The following is an 18,607-nucleotide window of genomic DNA, read 5'->3' on the forward strand; positions in this document are numbered from 1 at the left end:
TCATTACAAGCAACCTTGATTTCCAGGAATGGGACCGGGCCTTTGAAAACAAGCTTTTGGGATCAGCTACCATCGATAGACTCCGGCATGATGCCTACCTGGTCTATTTGGATGGGCCCAGCTACAGGAAACCAAAGCCAAACCAAGCTCTCAAAAAAGAGGTGGAAAAAAGCCAAAAATCAGCCTAAAAAATGGGGGGTTCGCAACCTCAAGATGGCCACTTAAAACTGGCCCCATTAGGGCGATCATAGGGTGGCCCGATTAGCCGATCATGGGTGGCTCCATTGGGGTGGTCAATGACATGAATTGATCCTTGTAATCACGCCTCTTTTCAAGCATCAGGAAAATACCCCAAGCCAGATTGGGAAAAAGGGAAGCCAGCCGAGTGGCAATTACCGGCGGGAACGGATAGAAATTACTGCCACCGAAGGCCAGAAGTTGATAGCCACCTGGAAAAGCCGCCTCCAGAAAGGAAAGAAAATCTCGCTTGGTGAACCCGCGCACATGCGCAGAGGCTGTCTTGATGGGCGAGGGCTGACGACCTATCGCGAGCAGAATTCGGTTATGTAACGCTGCGAGGTTCGGAACCCCTACCAAGAACTTTCCGCCAACGGGTAGGGCGCGGCTTACCTCATGCAGAATCCAGAATATATCCTTGGTGTGCTCAAGGACTTGGTTGGCAATCACCACGTCAACCGAATTATCCTCTACTGGCAATGTATCCCGCTCGATATCAATTGCCGACACCTTAATCCCTTTCTCGCGCAGCGCTTCTGCGTAACACGGATTAACCTCAATCGCTAGCTGTATTGCCTGGGGTTCTGCCTGAGCCGCAAGATTGAGGTCATCGCCTTTCCCGGCCCCTAGATCGATTATGCTTCTAAAAGGTCTGGCCCGGGCCAGAAACGCCCGGATGTGATGGCGGCCGTAATTTAGGGTACGATCAATCATTCTGCTGTTTTTCATTTTGCCACTTCCTCCAGCACCTCTTTCACCCGGCTTGCAACATAATCCCAAGAGAACATGTTTGCCCGCTTCAAGCCTTTTGTTCGTAACTTTTCCCGCAGTAAAACATCGTCAACCAGTTGTTCTATTTTCCGGCTAATGGCATCAACATCGAGCGGGTCCACTAGCAGGGCAGCGTCTCCCGCTATCTCAGGGAGGCTGGTTACGTTGGACGTAAGGACTGGAATACCACAGGCCATGGCTTCAAGCACCGGTAAGCCGAACCCTTCATAGAGTGACGGGAACAGAAGTCCGAGCGCCCCTCTGTATAGGGATGGCATACGGTCCTCTGCCACGCGGCCTGCGAAACTAACACGCGATGATAGGTTAAGGTGCCGGATAGCGGATTGGAGTTCATCTGTAGGTTCGCCCGTGAAAAGTAGTCTTATTTCTTGATTTATTCGAGCTCGTGCGAAAGCCTCCACCAAGCGCCTCTCGTTCTTGTGTGGCTTGCGATTGCCAACCGAAAGCAGATATGTAAAGTCCGTGTCATATTTGTCACCATGTGGTCGGTAGTGAGAGTCGACACCGTTGCTAACGTTCGTGACTTTTTCCGGTGACACGCCGGACCAGTCTATTATTCGGTCTCTTGAGAACTCTGAAACCGTTAACACGCGGCTTGCTTTTCTACAGGCTCGTTTGAGCACTATCCTATAATACAGGCGTTTGGCTACCGAACTGTTTGCCGGTACGTCAAGATGGTTCAAGTCGTGCATAGTGAAAACGTATGGACGCACAACAACCAAGGGGGCATTGTAACCCGGGCTAAAGGCCACTGCTCGAGAAGGTAACCGCCATGTTTTGGCAAGCATCCGTACTGGATCGAAGGGAGAACTCGGGGATCCCTTAAGCCGCAGTGCTTGCAAATCAAGCCGCTGTTGTAGGGCATCTGCAAAGCGGCCGATTCCATGATCTCCAATCCAACGGTCGTCAAAGTAAATCTTATTCATTCAATCTTGGTAAAAAAATAGAAAGGTTTTAGGTTGATATTGTGTTTTATGTGTAAGAATAAGCCAAGAAAAAGCCATGGGTAAAAAAAATACAATTGTAATCCTAAAAAAAATGGAAATAAAAACAAAGAAATAAAAGGAACTGCTTTAGTTAATGGTATTTTATTAAAGAGAAACAATTTTATACACAAAACAAAAAATAAAATTACTCCAATTATTCCGCATTCAACTAAGAGCTTAAAAATACCACCTAGACCCCCCAAATCCCATGCATCTACTTTTGGAATAAATTTTCTATATTTAGGTGCATTTCTCACATTTGAATAATTACCTAAACCTACTCCTAAAAAAGGATGATCGGTTATAATATTAGGAGCTATATAAGCCATTGCTATTCTACCCATAATCAAATTACGATCTTCAGTTCTGTTAGTAATTTCATTTTTTATGTTTAAGTAATCCTTATAATAATTTTTCCCAACACAATAGGTTCCTATAACAGAAAAAGTAAATATAAGTATAGCTATTAATGATAACTTTAGAATTTTTTTGGAAAATTGTGTCGAATTAACATTTTTAATATGTCTAAACATATGTATTAGATAAAATAAAATTAAAGCTATAATTCCAGCCTTAGATTTTGCCAGTATTACAATTATAACAAATAATATTGTGTATAAGTATTTTTTATGAAACAATGCATAATAGGCTATAGAAGAATAGAATAATCCTAAAGGGCCTCCTTCATTAAAAAAACCTTTCAGTCTGAAATTATTGTAATAAAATATACCTTCGCTCCACAATTTACCTTCAAATAAATATCCTAACAGGAATATACATGCAAGTATAGCATTGCCGATAAAAAAATGTTTATTAAACACCCCTAAATTATAACTTGGTAAAGATCTATGGTTAAGTGTTTTAAAAACTATATAAGCAAAAGATAAACATAGCAATAGTTGAAAATATCTAGATAAAGGGATAAGCGCTGGAGATTTTAAGATAATTATATTATTCGGCGGGTAATAATTAACAAAAGGATAAACAATATAACTAACGACTAAAAAATATGTAATTAAACAAAAAGTATATTTCAAGTCATTATTAACATATAAAGTCTTTTCTCTTAATGCATAAAATAGAATAAATAGAAATATGGTACATTCACCTATTTTAATAGGCCCAAGCTTAATATTCGTAAATTGAATTACTATAATGCAAATATAAGCAAATAATATAATATATAATTTATTAGTACTCATATATTTTAGGTTTATCCGATTAAACTGGAGAAGCTAAGATTAGATTATAGCATGCTAATATTATAAAATCAAAGAGTTGTTTTTATTTATGATTTTCTAAGTATTCTCTTATTAGTTCGTATTCTTCATTAAGTTCAAATTTATTTATATAGTACATAAATTTTTGAAACTCTTGATCGTTGTTTTTTGGGGGCCTTGGTTTGAAATCAGGTTCTTTTGTTAGGCTTATACCCAAGTGTTGACTTAATGTGCGCTGGGAACGGCCAAACTCTTCATAGTTCAATATTAGTCCACCTATGTCACGCGTATCCTTTATAGCCATGTAATTAGAAATAGTCCAGGTTATAGCGAATATTTCGGTAAAGTTATACTTGGTAATTTTTTTTTTAAATATTTTATTTTCTATGTTTTTGGGGTAACCGTAACTCCTGTATATATAATCGTATATTTTATATAACCACATGCTTCGGTATAATGTCGGGTAGAGTATGGTTTTTTTGAGAATTCTTGCAATCTTATTATTGCTAACGAAATAAGCATTTTTGACTGAGTGTTTTACACTTATAGGGTTTCTAACTATATGTACTGTTTTAGTTTTATAGAGATTGGTTAAAAATTTTAAGTGAAAACTCATGAGGTTAGTTTGAAGTAAAATATAATCATCAAGCGAATCATATATATCAAAGTAACTTTTCAGCTCTTTATCTAATATAAATAAATGATTCCTTTTTAACGGATTATTTCTAAAAATCATGTCTCTTTTTTCTTCTGGTAAACATAAATACTCCTGCCAAAGTTGTTTGCCATGTAAAATGTTGTTTGTCATTCCCTCTTGATTAATTAATCTTCCTAAATCAGGGTTGTCAGGCTCATAGAAGCAAACAAGACCATTCTTTCTGCATGCATTATTTTTTAGATACTCCCATAAAAAAGTTGAACCACTTCTATAGAACGAATTTACGATTGCTTTAATCGGCATTATAGCTCTCCTTGCTATTCAAATATGCTATGAATCAAATTTGGATAGGTTGATACTGCCATTTATGTGCTGGTGGGTCTTCGAGGTGATATTCTACCAAATGCCGTGCTGTTAAGCTGGATTCTTTTGTAAACCGCCCATATTAGTAAAATATTCCACACAATCATACTGCTAACAGTTGCTATAGCTGCCCCGATAGCCTGATAGGAAGGTATTAACATTAAATTAAGAAATATATTTAAGATAGCAGCAATCGTGACTCCAACCGCTGTGTCCTTTTCATGCCCTGTCATATTAAGTATGAAACCCACGGAACCTGCTGCAGCATTTACAAGCTGGCCCAAGGTAAGTACCGCTAATGGTGCGTAGCTGGCTTGGTATTCTTCCCCGAATGCAAATGAAATGATTTGTTTTCCGAGCAACCAGAAAATAATGGCAATTGGCAGGGCACAAGCCAAAACTGCCCGGGCGCTCCAGGTAACCATCTTTTGGAGGGATTTTTTTTCTCCTTTAACATAAAGGCGAGAAATTTCAGGGGCTATCACAAAATTTATCACCATCAAACCAAAGATGACAAGATTCGCCCCCTGGACTGATATCCGATATATACCAACCTGTGCTGCAGGGGACAGCCAACCAAGAATCAAAATATCCATGTGTTGGTTTACAACAAACATGCCTCCTATAAAAGAAAGCGGCAAAACGGCCTTAAGCCAGGTTTTATCTTCGTAAGCAGGGGCGGCGTTTCTAATCTCTTTCGGCTTATATCTCAGGTACCATCCAAAGGCGGCAAGCATAGAAAAAAATACAGCACCCCCGTGAAGCATCATTGCATGGCTGGGTTGGTCTATAAATTTTCCTGCAAAGAGAAACGATAATACACAAAGAAAAAGAAAGGCTACGGGTCGGATTATATGCTCAGGTGCCTGGCCGAGAACCGTCCGTCCCAACCCCCTCAACACGCCTCCACCAGACGAAATCAAGGGCATGAATAAAAGAAGGATGGAAGCGGCTGCCAAGGTTTTGTTTTTAGAGGAGTCTATGCCCGATAATGCTATAAAAAGAAGCACCGCTGCTGTGATTATCCCATAGGCAAAAGCTGCCGAGAATGTGCGCCGCCAAAGACCTCGAAGAAGTCCCCAAGAAGCAACGGCCTTATAGGCGGATGTAAATCTTACTGCCAAGTTGGCAAAACCGTTTTCAGCGGGAATCTGGACTACTTTTACGATTGCAAAGGCGAAAGCATAAGTGCCGTACCCATCTGGGCCGAGTAGCCGGGCAAGAAGAATCGAAAGCAGGAGTTCGCTGATCAGGCGCCCTCCCTGGACAAAGAAACCTCCGGCAGCACCCCTTAATAAGCGCTCGCGCAATCCCTTGCCTGCACAGAGGTACTTTATTAGCTTATGCAAAGATGAGGTTGTCAAAATAGCTCAACTCAAAAATTCAACTTTCAAAACAGTAGCTTTCCGCTTCCCTGCGCTGCTTGGCTTTTAAGTCCGAGACTATGGTTTTGACCTCCTGAACCCTGTCCAGGGTGGAGATGAACAGCGTGTCCTGGGTATCCACAACCACCAGGTTGTCCACCCCCAGGGCGGCGATAAGCCTGGAGTCGGCATGGATATAGCTTGTACGCACATCATGGAGGTACACGTCCCCGATACACACATTGCCCGCCGGATCCTTGTCCATCACTTCCTGCAACGCGGCCCAGGACCCGATATCGCTCCACCCGCAGGCCAGGGGCACAACCATGGCCCTGTCCGTCTTTTCCATGACCGCATAGTCGATGGAATCGGACGGGCACTCGGCAAAGGCCTCCTGGTCCAGGCGAAAAAAATCTTTTTCCTCCATGGCATGTTCTGCAGCCTTCCGGCAGGCGTCCAGCATGGCTGGATTTTTCTGTTCAAGCTCGTGCAGATATGTTGAGGCCTGAAAGAGAAACATGCCGCTGTTCCACAGATATTCTCCTGTCTCCAGATACCCTTCGGCCGTGGCCCGGTCCGGCTTCTCCACAAAGGCCTGGACCGGCAGAGCTTCTCCCTGCTTTCCGTCTGCAATGGTCTGAATGTACCCATATCCGGTTTCAGGCCTGTCCGGCAGGATGCCGAAGGTGACCAGTGCACCTTCTGCGGCTGCCTTCTCCCCGACAGCCACGGCGCGAGCGAATGCGCAGGGATCTGCGATATGATGATCCGCTGGCAGAACAAGCAGCAGCGGGTCGTCTCCCTGCTTCATGGCGATCAAAGCGGCTGCCGCTATGGCTGGTGCGGTATTGCGGGGAACCGGTTCAAGTATGAGATGCTGAAGATCGACCCCAAGCTCCTGAGCCTGGGCGGCGACCGTGAATCGATGATCCTGGTTGCATACAATCATTGGCGGCGCGCATTCATCCACAGCTGCCAACCGGCGCAGCGTGGCCTGGAGCATTGTCTCCCGGCCGCCCAGCATGGGCAGAAACTGCTTGGGGTACCGCTTGCGGGACAGGGGCCACAACCGCGTGCCCGAGCCCCCTGACAACACCACCGGAGTCAGCACTGACTACCTCCACGAATCCAGAATCTTCATTACCTGCTGATGTATCCTTCCAGCCCCGGCTGGGGAATCAGCCTCTGTATAGCACCGAAGCTCAGGCGCGTTGCCTGAGGGACGAATATGCAGGATATCTCCAGATTGAGCTGTGATCCGCAGTCCGTCGGTTCTATCCACAGCATGGACTTCCTGAATCAGATCGCCGAACGCGCGAACCATCCTTTGCCTGTCTTTCCCGGCGTCCCCCGTACTGAAATATTCCAGGAGCTCCCGGCTCCTTTCAGGAGGAAACGAGGTCAGCCGATCGCTGTATGTATATCGCTTCGGCAATTGGCGAACCAGGGCACTGACCGGGGTTTGCCGCTCATTTACCTGATGCAGGACTGAAATGACGACAATGAGCGCGTCCCGGGTAGGCAGCTCAGACAAGCTCCGGCCGTTTCTGCGCACAGGCGTTCCGGTCAGAAAACCGCCGTTGGCCTCGTAGCCGACAACCCTTGCATATCCGTCGGCCGCTGCCTGCTGCATGCCTTCTATCACGTACGGCGATCCGATCCGGGTACGGTAGACCGCCTCAAACGCCCCGGTCTTTTCCAGGGCCGTATTGCAGCTGACCGGTACAACAACCGCATCCGCCTCCAGGTCCCGGGCACAAAGGATTCCGGCCACATCCCCGCGCAGCCACTCACCGTTCTCGTCGCTGATCAAGGGCCGGTCGCCGTCCCCGTCGGTGGAGACTATGGCGTCAAAACCGTATTCCTGCGCCCACTTGGCGGCCAGCTGACGATCCTCGGGCCGGATGGCTTCGGTGTCTACTGGAATAAACGTTTCAGAGCGGGCCAGAAGTGTGACGAAAGCCCCGAGGCGTTCCAGAATGTCGCGGGTCAGGTCCCTGCCCACGGCACTGTGTTCGTACAGGCCGATGCGTAGTCCGCTTAAGCAGCCGGAAGGGAAGAACCGGGTATACCGTTGGACATATTCCTCTGCAGCCTCTCGGTGGGGAGAGGGAAGAAAAGAGTCCCGGGCCAGCATGCCCTGATCGTCGAACAGGCCCTCATCCAGCTCTATCAATTGTTCTTTGATCCCGGCCTCGTCCCGCTTCAGGATCTCCCCGTCTTTTTTGGTAAATTTTATTCCGTTCCTGTCCTCCGGAATATGGCTGCCGGTAACCATGATCGTCGGCATGCCGCGCTGCAAACCATAATAAGCCACAGCAGGAGTCGGAATCCTGCCCCAATACTCCACACCATAACCTCGATCGACAACTGCTTTGGCCACTGCGGCCAGGATACGATCCGTACTTTCCCGCAGGTCCCCGGCCAGGGCTATGCCCGCTTCCGGCCCAAGATCCTGTGTTTTCTCCAAATATTGAACAAACGCTTGGGTATACGCATAACAGACCCGGTCCGTCATGTCCGTCGCCAGCCCGCGCGCTCCGCTGGTTCCAAACTTCACCTTGCTTGCTGTCATCAATTCTGTCAGGTACATTGTCTGCTCAGGTCATCCGGTCAGATTACAGCGTGCTCACTGCTCCGCGCTGTCCGTAGTTCGTTTCGATCCATTCCCGGTATTCCCCTGTCCGGACCCGATCCACCCATTCGGTGTTGTCCAGATACCACTTTATGGTCTTGCGCAGACCGCTGTCGAAGCTCTCCTGCGGCCGCCAGCCCAGCTCCCGGCTGATCCGTGCATCATCGATGGCGTAGCGCCGGTCGTGGCCGGGGCGGTCGGGTACGAAGGATATCAGTGACGAGTGACGGGTGACGCGTGACGTGTCACTTGTAACCTGTAACCCGTCACCGTCTTTAGTCACCTGTGACTCGTCACTCGTTACCGGTCTAAGTTCATCCAGGATATCGCAGATCGCGGTGACCACTTCCATGTTTGTCTTCTCGCACCGCCCGCCGATATTGTAGGTCCGGCCGGGCAGGCCCTTTTCCAGGACCAAACGAAGGGCCCGGGCGTGGTCCTCCACGTACAGCCAGTCCCGGACGTTCTCTCCCCGGCCGTAGACCGGCAGGGGCTTGCCCTCCAGGGCGTTTAAGATCATCAGCGGGATGAGCTTTTCCGGGAACTGGTACGGACCGTAGTTGTTGGAGCAGTTGGTGATCAGGATCGGCAGTCCGTATGTCCGGTGCCAGGCCCGGACCAGATGGTCGCTTGCGGCCTTGCTGGCCGCATAGGGCGAGCTGGGGGCGTAGGGTGTTTTTTCGGTAAAGGCCGGATCCTCCGGCCCCAGATCGCCGAACACCTCGTCCGTGGAGACGTGATGAAACCTGAAGGCGCGCCGCGCGTGGGCGTCCAGCTCGCTCCAGTAGACCCGGGCCGCTTCGAGCAGATTCTGGGTTCCGGTCACATTGGTTTGCACAAAGACCGAGGGCCCGGCGATGGACCGGTCCACATGGGACTCGGCCGCCAGATGCATGACCGCATCCGGCCGGTGCTCGCGAAACACCCGGTCCAGGGCCTGACGGTCTCGGATGTCCACCTGTTCAAAGACGTGCCGGGGATGGTCCCTGGCCTGGCCCAGGGACTCCGGATTGCCGGCATAGGTGAGCGCGTCGACATTGACCGCCTGGTGGGAGGTCTTCTCGATGATATGCCGAACCAGGGCCGAGCCGATGAACCCGGCTCCGCCGGTGACGAGTATCTTCATAGCCTTTGCTTCTGGGGTGCCCTGGGGTGTTGGAGCCAGAACATGTGGTGCATCATGAACAGGCGGACTGTCAAGTTCAAGGAGGGAGGTTTGGCCGCTGATGGGCTGTCTGCGGAAAGAAAAGAGAGATCTTTTACCGCTGATAAAGATGATCGACGCTGATGGGAGGAAAGAGGCCTCTGGTCATGGATCAACGGAGATCAGCGCGATCTGCGGTTGATGCTTTTCTTTGGCCGCTAATGGGCTGTCTGTGGAAAGAAAAAGAGGAAGAGCTTTTACCGCTGATAAAGATGATCGGCGCTGATAAGAAGAAAAGGGGCTCTGATCGTGGATCAGCGGAATCAGCGCAATCTGCGGTTATTTCTTCTCTTTTGCCGCTGACGGGCGGTATGCGGAAAGAAAAAGAGAAAGAGCTTTAGCCGCTGATAAAGATGATCGACGCTGATAAGAAGAAAAGGGGCTCTGATCGTGGATCAGCGGAGATCAGCGCGATCTGCGGTTCATTCTTCCTCGTCATTCCCGCGAAAGACTGTCTATAGGGACCACCCTTCCCTATCCCTCCCTGGTCAGGGCTGTGCATGGCACACACTTGACACCGTGGGGTTATAACATGCTGAAAAAATGAGGTATCAGATTCACCATCCCAACCACCCCTGCCCCTCCTTGCAAAGGAGGGGAGTTAAGAAAATCGCGGTTGTCTGTATGTTTTCTATCCGCAAGTGTATGGATTATCGAAAACCGTAATCGCAGATTTAAGGCAAGATCAGACGGTTAAGGGTCCCCTCCTTCGCAAGGAGGGGATAAAGGGGTGGTTGAACGATGACAAATACCTTATCCCACGGTGTCAAGTGTGGGTAAAGCTCAGCTGGTCAGGGAGGGGAACCAGAAACACAATCGGCAACCCGTCTGCATTACCCATTATGCGCTTGACGCAAAATGGGTAAATATCATTAGCATCTTTCGGACAAGGTTTCTCTTTCCAAAATGCCCTTGTTTACCAAGGTGGACCTGATCAGCAATGGTGAAACCTGGAAATGCGATGCTGCTTCTTCAATGGCTTCTTCATCCGGTCTGCCTGCGCCCAGGAACTGCCAGAGATCAATAAAGGGACAGAGAAATTCCTGGGCAAAGGCCCGCTGAAACTTCTGCCTTTGCGTGTATACCCCGGTTGCCGGCAACAAACAATCTTTCTTGCCAGCTGTCAGATGATCTCCTATAAGCCTGGCCAGGGCAAAGCGTCTGCTGGTAACGGGTCGTCTGGACAGGAGGGCTTTAAATTCAGCATGTCCCCCGCCATTTCTGAATCCCGCATGCACAGGCAAATCCGGGCAATCCTCGCCTGTGGAGATGAAGTCTTGCGAAATCTGAAAAATCTCGGCAAGACGGGCATTGGATAAAGGGCCGTTATTTACAGACCAGCTTTTCCTGGCCAGACCGGCCGCTTCTTCGGCTTTTTGCCACGGCATCAGCGTGCGCCGCATTTTTTTGTCGATACTGGAGCGTAGCTCTGCGCAGTTGGGCAGTTTGAGGGTCACGGCCTGGTTTCTGATGTTTTCCCCCAGCCTGTCCAGAAGAGAAACAGAGCCTTCTTCAAAAGCGGCAGCTATCTCCTGCACCGCCTCGCTGCCGTATCTTTGCCCGGCCCGTATCAGGGCTTCCAGTAAATCCGGCGGCGTTTCTCCGGAATCAAACCCCATCAGGGCTTCCAGTTTTCTTTTCCCGGCCAGCTCCGGGTCGCTGCGCTCTTTCTGTACTTCGTTCCAGACACAACCGAGTTCGGTATTCTCCAAACCCGCTTGCATGGTTGCTTCCAGCACAGCTTCGATAAAACCGGCAGATTTCCGTTCAAATTCACGAACTGGAACGGAATGGGCAGATCCAGACAAGTATCTGATCCCGTGCCCTTGCAAAAAGGCCGGGGTGGCTTGAACCAGCACTCTGCCGCCATCGCTGGCAAAAACGATGTCCGGCCAAATATATCCGCCTCCTATACTTGTCGTGCTGTGACTGAGCTGCCAGTCCAATCCCTCCTTGGGTGGTTCAAAGCAAAGTCTCCACCAGTTGCCCGCCAGCCAAAGTGCAAAATCATAGGCAGAGAGCCTGGCCCTGGTGCGTATGGTTCTGGACTTGAGATCCTCCAGCTCTGTAAGATAAACACCGCCGGCCATTATCCCGATCTCGGCCAAAGTGGCGCGTTCAAGCCGGCTTCCGTATTCTCTGCTGAGCCATTCAAAGTCTATAGAAAAACCATCTGTTGTCATCTATCTCTCCACTTTTCCAGAACCACCTGGCGAAAGGGATCGTTTTCTGGCATGGGATATCCATGATAAATTCCCTGGTCCTGATTTTCAAGCTGAGCTTCCAAGGGGTGACCTTCTTTGCTTATGGTCCATATGTTTTGCGGAAATCCATTTTTTTCCTTGATACTGACCAGGCCTTCGCGCACGCCTTTTCTGAGAAGCCTGGTTGCCTCATTTCTCTTGAATATTCCCACAGTATCGCACAATGTTTTATCCGGCCTGGGCATTGCCGGCGGAGTCAGTCCAAAATCTCCGGGATTGCGCTTATGTTCAGGGTTACCCCCATATCTGACTTTGGAGGCCAGGTCTTTAAGTACATCAGCAGGCTTCTTGTCGCTAATGCGCCTTTTGGGATTGTAGGATGCTCTGTCTCGCATAGTCAGAATCTCTTTCGTGATTCCACGACGATGAAAAGATTATGGCCAAGTATCGTAATATTGTAAATGAGGACCTCGGCCATCCTGATGGTGCCCTTGCTTTTGATGAAAGAGCACGGTTTGCAGGGTCCGGGCGTGGTCCTCTAGGTACAGTCAGTCCCGGACGTTCTCTCCCCGGCCGAAGAGCGGCAGGGGCTTGCCCTCCAGGGCGGAAAAAAAAGAGGAAGATTTTACCGCTGATAGAGATGATCAACCCTGATAAGAAGAAAATAGTCTCTGATCTGCGATCAGCGAAGATCTGCGTGATCTGCTGTTCATTCTTCATCGTCATTCTTGCAAAAGAACGTCATCTCGGGGTACGCTTCGGGGCGGGAATCCAGCATTTCATACCCCATGATTCGATTCAGGAGTAAAATCTCCAGCCTGGAGTTACGCGTTAACTATCGATAGCGTAAGAGATCTTCAACCTGGATATTGATATCCTTTGCAATCTGACCCAATAGGACAGGAGAGATGTCTTTTCCAGGATGGAAGGGAACAGTAGTACATTTGCCGTCCGGATGCCGAAACTGTTTATGTGCTCCCCTTTGGCGTACTTCCTCAAACCCAAGTTTTTCCAAGATATGAACAACTTCCCTGGGCTTCAAAACCGGAATAGTCCCCATGTTCAAGCAACCTGCACGTTCTGGGTGCCGATGAACTCAGCCACCAACCGGGGTTCCCCATCCTCAAGAAGCATTTGCAGAACTTCTTTTAAGTTTCGGTTGAGCTCGTCCAAGGTGCTGCCCTGGGAGTGCGCGCCAGGGAAGCCTGGGATATACCCCACATACAAGCCGGTATCAGGGCACTTCTCAATTACCGCGGTATAGGATTTCATAGCGTTCTCCTTGAGAAATATAAATAAATCAAGCAGATCTCAGCATGGAATATATTGAGGAATCCCTCTATTTCTTTTCTCGTGGAACAAGGGAGGTGTCAAGTTACATGATGAGCACACTGGCTATCAAGATCCCGGCCAGGCAATGATGGGGGTAGACGTGAACCGTGAGTAGTGAGCAGTGACCTTAATCACCCTCCCCTGTCCCCTCCCTGGCCAGGGAGGGGAACCAGAGACAGGACAGGTTATCTCGTATCTGGGATCATAGATCAGCGAAGATCTGCGCGATCAGCGGTTATTTCTTCTCTTTGGCCGCTGATGAGTTATCTGCGGAAAGAAAAAGAGGAAGAGCTTTAGCCGCTGATAAAGATGATCTGCGCTGATAAGAAGAAAAGGGGCTCTGATCGTGGATCAGCGTAATCAGCGTAATCAGCGGTTCATTCTTCCTCGTCATCCCCGCGAAAGACTGTCTATAGGGACCACCCTTCCCTATGCCTCCCTGGTCAGGGAGGGGAACCAGAGACAGGACAGGTTATCTCGTATCTGGGATCATAGATCAGCGAAGATCTGCGCGATCAGCGGTTATTTCTTCTCTTTTGCCGCTGATGGGCGGTCTGCGGAAAGAAAAAGAAGAAGAGTTTTAACCGCTGATAAAGATGATTGACGCTGATGGGAGGAAAGAGGCCTCTGATCTGCGATCAGCGAAGATCTGCGCAATCTGCGGTTGATGCTTTTCTTTAGCCGCTGAGGGGCTCTCTATGACAAGAAAAGAAGATGAAGAAGAACTTTTACCGCTGATAAAGATGATTTTCGCTGATAAGAAAAGATCATCTTTTCATCTGCGATCAGCGTGAATCAGCGCAATCTGCGGTTGATGCTTTTCTTTGGCCGCTGATGGGCTGTCTGCGGAAAGAAAAAGAGGAAGAGCTTTAGCCGCTGATAAGAAGAGAATAGCCTCTGATCTACTATCAGCGTGAATCAGCGTGATCAGCGGTTCGGTCTCCGTCCTCTTTCCCGCAAAAGAACGTCATCCCGGACTACGATCCGGGACAGGGATTTTCACATTTGTCCGATTCAGTCAAAAATAGGTCTTATTTTGTCAATAGCTCATCTCTTCTCTCTGTACCCTTGGAAACATTGAAATCGGCTTGCTGTCTGAGCCGAATCGATCTTTTTGGAATCCGCCCACTCAGGGCCATGAAACCAGAGGAGGTTTCTCATGATCAGACGTTCTTTGTTCGTAAAAGACAGCCTTTGTCGCCCCGTGACCGTTTTTCTCCTGGGGCTGGCCCTTCTCATGCTTGCAGCCATGCCGGCGCAGGCCGAGAACCTCAAGTTCGGCGTTCCAGCCTGGCCCGGATTGACCGTGAAGACGGAGGTCGCGGCCCAGCTTCTGGAGAGCCTGGGCTACTCCACCAAGCAGTACACATCCTCGCCCTCCGTTATCCTCAAGAGCCTGGAAAACAAGGACATGGATATCTACCTCGGCGGCTGGATCCCCCAGGAGACAGAGATGATCAATCCCCTGGCGGAGAAGGGAACAGTCATCAAGGTGGTCAAGAACCTGCCGGACTGCATGATCGGCATGGCCGTGCCCACCTATGTCTGGGACCAGGGCGTTCACTCCATGGCCGATCTGGATTCGCACGCCGACAAGTTTGAATCCAAGCTGTACGGGATCGAAGCCGGATCCGGCATCAATAAGGAAATCAAGGAAGTCATCGCCCAGGATGGAGACGGCCTCGGAGACTGGACCCTGGTGGAAAGCAGCGCCGCCGGGATGCTCTCCCAGCTGGACCGGGCCACCCGGCGCAAGGACTGGATGGTCTTCTTTGCCTGGGAACCGCACTGGATGGGGACTGTCTACGACTTCAAGTACCTCAAGGACACTGACGAGTCCGGGACAATCGCCTATCAGAAGAGCTGGGTGTGGACCGTGGTCCGCAGCGATCTGCCCGAGACCCATCCCAATGTGTATCGCTTTCTGCAGCAGTTTGTCCTGACCTCGGATATCCAGAGCGAATGGATCTATGAGTTCAAGCGAGAGGACAAGGAGCCGGAGCAGGTGGCCACGAAATGGATCGCCGAGCATATGGATATGATCGGCACATGGCTGGAAGGGGTTGAAACCGCGGATGGAAAACCGGCCACGCCGGTTGTGCAGAAGGCTTTCCGGTAGATTGCCCGGCACTCACTTGCAGTTTGAAGGCTCTTCGACACAGAAAGTGGAATTGCATCTATAAGAGTTTGCCGTCTCTTCTGTGTGCCTTGCGCGGCAGGCCCGCACATTTTGCGCTAACGAAACATACAAACGATTTCGATTTTGATTATCCCAACTATTACCTCATAACTGTTTTTCATTCAAAAGTTCCATACATACATGTGGATTGGGTGCGGGCTGTTGCACAAAGCAGCCTGCACCCAATCGAAAGGGAAGCGTCTATGAATACGGATGTCATCCTGACCTGTGCCCTGACCGGCGCAGGCAGCACTGCAAACAAAAGCCCGCACGTCCCGGTCACCCCCAAGGCCATTGCCCAGTCCGCCCTGGAGGCGGCGGAAGCCGGGGCATCAATCGCCCATATTCACGTCCGCGATCCGCAGACCGGGGCAGGCGCCAGGGATTTTAAGCTGTACGAGGAAACCGTCTCCCGCATCCGGGAAGCCGACCGGGATCTGATCATCAATCTCACCGCCGGAATGGGAGCGGATTTCATTCCCTCAGACACCGATCCGGGCACAGCCGGCGAGGGCTCGGACATGGCCGGCGCCCGCGAACGGGTGGCCCACGTTTTGGAGCTCAAGCCCGAGCTGTGCACCCTGGACTGCGGAAGCATGAACTACGCCGACTCGGCCTATGTGGCCACCCCGGACCAGCTCCGGGTCATGGCCAGGCTCATCCAGGAAGCCGGGATCAAGCCGGAGATAGAGTGCTTTGAACTGGGGCACATCTGGATGGCCCGCACCCTGGTCCAGGAAGGGCTCGTCTCATCTCCTCCCATGTTCCAGCTCTGCATGGGCATACCCTACGGGGCCCCGGGCACTCCGGACAACCTGCTGACCATGCGCAACAACCTGCCCCAAGACGCGGTATGGGCCTCGTTTGCCATCGGCCGGATGCAGATGCCCTTTGTGGCCCAATCCGCACTCATGGGAGGCCATTGCAGAGTAGGGCTGGAGGACAACCTGTATCTGTCCAAGGGGGTCTTGGCCTCCAACGCCCAGCTGGTGCACAAGGCCTCGAACATCCTGCAGGAGCTGGGAGCCAGGGTGGTCAGCCCGGCTGAAGCCCGGAACATCCTGGGCTTGGCGGCCTAGGCTTTGAGCATGGCTCAAGGCACAGCGGTTCAGGGCAACCGCGTCCTGGGGAAGAACTGCACTCAGTATTATCATAACAAACCACATGCATGCCAAAGTGCAGGCACGCTTGCGCTAACAAAGGCTGAGAGATTCTTCGCTCACAGACTCGCTCAGAATGACAAACAGAAGAATGGCTCCCACCGGATGATTCTGATGCCACCTCTCTTGTCATTCTGAAGGAGTGTTGCGACTGAAGAATCTCTTGTGCTGTGTATACATGCCTCCGAGGGGTGGCGCTTTTGCGCTAACGAAACATACAAACGATTTCGATACCGATTGAGAGTGGTTATCCAATCAGATACTGATAAAGCTGAGGATCACTGACCCGAAGAATGAACGTCCAGTGCATCCGTTTGTTGTGATTTTCTTTCTTCTGGTTCGTAATCACAATCGGGATCTGGATCGATATCCATAAACTGAGGGTTCCTGCTGCACCGAATGCCATATTCTTTCGATTTCGATTTCGATTTGGATTTGGATTATCCCAACGAATAACTACAACAATTTTCATACCAAAGATCATCAGCAAAGGATAATTACTATGCCACATACAGCACCGGAAAAGGTCACCCGGGTGGGCATCCTGGGCACCGGAGTCATCGGCGGCGCCTGGGCGCTGCACTTCCTGCGCCAGGGGTTGCAGGTGGTGGCCTATGACCCGGGTCCGGGCTCCGAGGACAAGCTCAAACACATGGTGGACCAGACCTGGCCGACAATGAAGCGGCTGGGACTCAAGGACGGGGCGTCACCGGACAACCTTGTCTTTGCCTCCAGCCTGGAGGAGCTCGGCGCAGAGGTTCAGGTCATTCAGGAGAGCTGTCCGGAAGAGCTCTCCCAGAAGCAGGACCTGTTTGCCGCCTTGGATGCGGCCACCCCAGCGGAAGTGGTCATCTGCTCCAGCACCTCGGGCTTGGCCATGACCGATATCCAAGCCAAATGCTCCCATCCTGAGCGAACCGTTGTCGGCCACCCCTTCAACCCCCCGTACATCATTCCCCTGGTGGAGGTCGTGGGCGGCGAAAAGACCAGCCCGGAATGCGTGGACTGGGCCGTGGACTTTTACCACAGCTTCGGCAAAAAGCCCATCCGAATGGACAAGGAGCTGTCCGGATTCATCGCCAACCGGCTGCAGGAGGCCTTGTGGCGGGAGGCCCTGCACATGGTCAACGCCGGGGAGGCCACCGTGCAGGAGATCGACGATTCCATCCGTTTCGGACCCGGGCTGCGCTGGGCCATCATGGGGCCCTGTCTCACCTTCCATCTGGCCGGAGGGGATGAGGGCATGGCCCATATGCTGGACCACTTCGGTCCGTCCCTGCTCGAGCCCTGGACCCGGCTGGACGCTCCAGAGCTGACCTCTGAGCTCAGGGACCGGATGGTTGCCGGCTGCCTGCAGTCGGCTGAGGACAATCAGGTATCCGACCTGGTCCGCCGGCGGGACGACTGCCTGATCCGCATCATGCACGCCCTGTCCGAGTGCGGACAGGATATCCAGGAATAGAGGTGACCCGCATGTCCATAGCTGAGGAATACCTCGAACTGTACAGGACCCATGTCCAGCCTGCATGGGTGGACTACAACGGGCACATGAGCGAGGCCTTCTATGTTTTGATCTTCGGCTACGCCACGGATGCCCTTCTGGACCGCGTCGGCCTGGACGCCCAGGGCCGGGAGAAGGAAAAGGCCTCCATATATACTGTGGAGGCCCATATCAGCTATATCCGGGAAGTTGCCGAGGGGAAGCCGGTGGTGACCGGGACCAGGATCCTGGACCTGGATGCCAAGCGGGTGCACGCCTTGCACGCCATGTGGCACGCAGAAACCAAGGACCTGCTGGCCACCGAGGAGCTCATGCTCCTGCATGTCCGCACCGAGCCCGAGGTGGGCACCGCCCCCATGAGCCGGCCGGTGCACAGCGCACTCCAGGACCTGCACCAGGCGCAATCCCATCTGGACTGGCCCAAGCAGGCCGGACGCTCCATCGGGATCCGCAGGGGGCGGTAATACTGATTTTCTCTTGCCGCTGAAGGGCTGGCTGCGGAAAGAAAAAGAGGAAGAGCTTTAACCGCTGATAAAGATGCTCAACGCTGATAAGAAAAGATCATCTGCGGATCTGCAATCAGCGGAAATCAGCGCGATCAGCGGTTATTTCTTTTATTTATCCGCTGATGGGTTGTCTGCGCAAAGAAAAGAGGAAGAGTTTTTACCGCTGATAAAGATCATCTGCGGATCTGAAATCAGCGGAGATCAGCGTAATCTGCGGCTACTTCTTTTCTTTATCCGCTGATAGGTTGTCTGCGCAAAGAAAAGAG

19 protein-coding genes are annotated in these 18,607 nt (G+C 50.9%); 8 read left to right on the plus strand and 11 right to left on the minus strand.

Annotated features, from left to right (window positions below):
- The coding region (locus N902_RS17895; RefSeq protein WP_034622865.1) for an ATP-binding protein at positions 1 to 188 on the plus strand (188 nt) is incomplete at its 5' end.
- 73 nt (positions 189 to 261) lie between these two features.
- On the opposite strand, the gene N902_RS17900 is transcribed toward N902_RS17895, so the two are convergent.
- The 8 genes from N902_RS17900 to rfbB all read right to left on the minus strand — a co-directional run bounded on the left by N902_RS17900 (position 262) and on the right by rfbB (position 9,381).
- On the minus strand, positions 262 to 966 hold the full coding sequence (locus N902_RS17900; RefSeq protein ID WP_051564587.1) for a class I SAM-dependent methyltransferase: 705 nt from the start codon (positions 964 to 966) through the stop codon (positions 262 to 264).
- Positions 963 to 1,955, minus strand: a complete 993-nt coding sequence (locus N902_RS0113130; RefSeq protein ID WP_027371292.1) for a glycosyltransferase family 4 protein — start codon at positions 1,953 to 1,955, stop codon at positions 963 to 965. The genes N902_RS17900 and N902_RS0113130 overlap by 4 nt, the downstream gene beginning before the upstream one ends.
- Positions 1,952 to 3,217, minus strand: a complete 1,266-nt coding sequence (locus N902_RS19420; protein ID WP_084288377.1) for an O-antigen ligase family protein — start codon at positions 3,215 to 3,217, stop codon at positions 1,952 to 1,954. The genes N902_RS0113130 and N902_RS19420 overlap by 4 nt, the downstream gene beginning before the upstream one ends.
- Positions 3,218 to 3,299: 82 nt before the next feature.
- Positions 3,300 to 4,196: a sulfotransferase family protein gene (locus tag N902_RS0113135; RefSeq protein ID WP_027371293.1), complete on the minus strand. Its 897-nt coding sequence runs from the start codon at positions 4,194 to 4,196 to the stop codon at positions 3,300 to 3,302.
- 62 nt (positions 4,197 to 4,258) lie between these two features.
- Positions 4,259 to 5,566 carry a flippase gene (locus N902_RS0113140; RefSeq protein WP_034622867.1) on the minus strand — a complete coding sequence of 436 codons (1,308 nt, stop codon included), beginning with the start codon at positions 5,564 to 5,566 and terminating at the stop codon, positions 4,259 to 4,261.
- Positions 5,567 to 5,639: 73 nt separating this feature from the next.
- Positions 5,640 to 6,731, minus strand: a complete 1,092-nt coding sequence (locus tag N902_RS17905) for a mannose-1-phosphate guanylyltransferase/mannose-6-phosphate isomerase (RefSeq protein WP_051564588.1) — start codon at positions 6,729 to 6,731, stop codon at positions 5,640 to 5,642.
- Positions 6,732 to 6,734: 3 nt separating this feature from the next.
- Positions 6,735 to 8,213, minus strand: a complete 1,479-nt coding sequence (locus tag N902_RS0113150) for a phosphomannomutase (protein ID WP_027371295.1) — start codon at positions 8,211 to 8,213, stop codon at positions 6,735 to 6,737.
- A gap of 25 nt (positions 8,214 to 8,238) precedes the next feature.
- Complete coding sequence (gene rfbB / locus N902_RS0113155) at positions 8,239 to 9,381, minus strand: dTDP-glucose 4,6-dehydratase (protein ID WP_027371296.1); 1,143 nt, start codon at positions 9,379 to 9,381, stop codon at positions 8,239 to 8,241.
- 185 nt (positions 9,382 to 9,566) lie between these two features.
- On the opposite strand from rfbB, the gene N902_RS0113160 reads away from it, so the two are divergent.
- The gene (locus N902_RS0113160) at positions 9,567 to 9,800 is read left to right on the plus strand and encodes a hypothetical protein (protein WP_027371297.1); all 234 of its coding nucleotides are present in this window, start codon (positions 9,567 to 9,569) and stop codon (positions 9,798 to 9,800) included.
- A 531-nt stretch (positions 9,801 to 10,331) separates the two neighbouring features.
- On the opposite strand, the gene N902_RS0113165 is transcribed toward N902_RS0113160, so the two are convergent.
- A complete protein-coding gene (locus tag N902_RS0113165) occupies positions 10,332 to 11,642 on the minus strand; it encodes a hypothetical protein (RefSeq protein WP_027371298.1) in 1,311 nt (436 codons plus the stop codon).
- A gap of 457 nt (positions 11,643 to 12,099) precedes the next feature.
- Between N902_RS0113165 and N902_RS19790 the strand changes: the two genes are divergently transcribed.
- Complete coding sequence (locus N902_RS19790; RefSeq protein WP_153304219.1) at positions 12,100 to 12,471, plus strand: hypothetical protein; 372 nt, start codon at positions 12,100 to 12,102, stop codon at positions 12,469 to 12,471.
- 27 nt (positions 12,472 to 12,498) lie between these two features.
- Here the strand turns inward: N902_RS19790 and N902_RS19425 are convergent, their stop codons facing one another.
- The gene (locus N902_RS19425; RefSeq protein WP_084288382.1) at positions 12,499 to 12,723 is read right to left on the minus strand and encodes a type II toxin-antitoxin system HicA family toxin; all 225 of its coding nucleotides are present in this window, start codon (positions 12,721 to 12,723) and stop codon (positions 12,499 to 12,501) included.
- A gap of 2 nt (positions 12,724 to 12,725) precedes the next feature.
- The gene (locus tag N902_RS0113185) at positions 12,726 to 12,935 is read right to left on the minus strand and encodes a type II toxin-antitoxin system HicB family antitoxin (protein ID WP_027371300.1); all 210 of its coding nucleotides are present in this window, start codon (positions 12,933 to 12,935) and stop codon (positions 12,726 to 12,728) included.
- Positions 12,936 to 14,154: 1,219 nt separating this feature from the next.
- Between N902_RS0113185 and N902_RS0113195 the strand changes: the two genes are divergently transcribed.
- From N902_RS0113195 to N902_RS0113220, 5 genes are all read left to right on the plus strand, one after another.
- Positions 14,155 to 15,114, plus strand: coding sequence for an ABC transporter substrate-binding protein (locus N902_RS0113195; RefSeq protein ID WP_051564589.1), 960 nt, complete (start codon positions 14,155 to 14,157; stop codon positions 15,112 to 15,114).
- Positions 15,115 to 15,377: 263 nt separating this feature from the next.
- Positions 15,378 to 16,253, plus strand: coding sequence for a beta-keto acid cleavage family enzyme (locus N902_RS0113200; RefSeq protein WP_027371302.1), 876 nt, complete (start codon positions 15,378 to 15,380; stop codon positions 16,251 to 16,253).
- 583 nt (positions 16,254 to 16,836) lie between these two features.
- Positions 16,837 to 17,796, plus strand: coding sequence for a 3-hydroxyacyl-CoA dehydrogenase NAD-binding domain-containing protein (locus N902_RS0113210; protein WP_027371304.1), 960 nt, complete (start codon positions 16,837 to 16,839; stop codon positions 17,794 to 17,796).
- Between the two features lie 11 nt (positions 17,797 to 17,807).
- The gene (locus tag N902_RS0113215; protein ID WP_034622876.1) at positions 17,808 to 18,299 is read left to right on the plus strand and encodes a thioesterase family protein; all 492 of its coding nucleotides are present in this window, start codon (positions 17,808 to 17,810) and stop codon (positions 18,297 to 18,299) included.
- A gap of 73 nt (positions 18,300 to 18,372) precedes the next feature.
- The gene (locus tag N902_RS0113220) at positions 18,373 to 18,582 is read left to right on the plus strand and encodes a hypothetical protein (RefSeq protein ID WP_027371306.1); all 210 of its coding nucleotides are present in this window, start codon (positions 18,373 to 18,375) and stop codon (positions 18,580 to 18,582) included.
- Positions 18,583 to 18,607: the final 25 nt, after the last annotated feature.

This window comes from Desulfovermiculus halophilus DSM 18834, assembly GCF_000620765.1.
Classification (GTDB): domain Bacteria; phylum Desulfobacterota; class Desulfovibrionia; order Desulfovibrionales; family Desulfothermaceae; genus Desulfovermiculus; species Desulfovermiculus halophilus.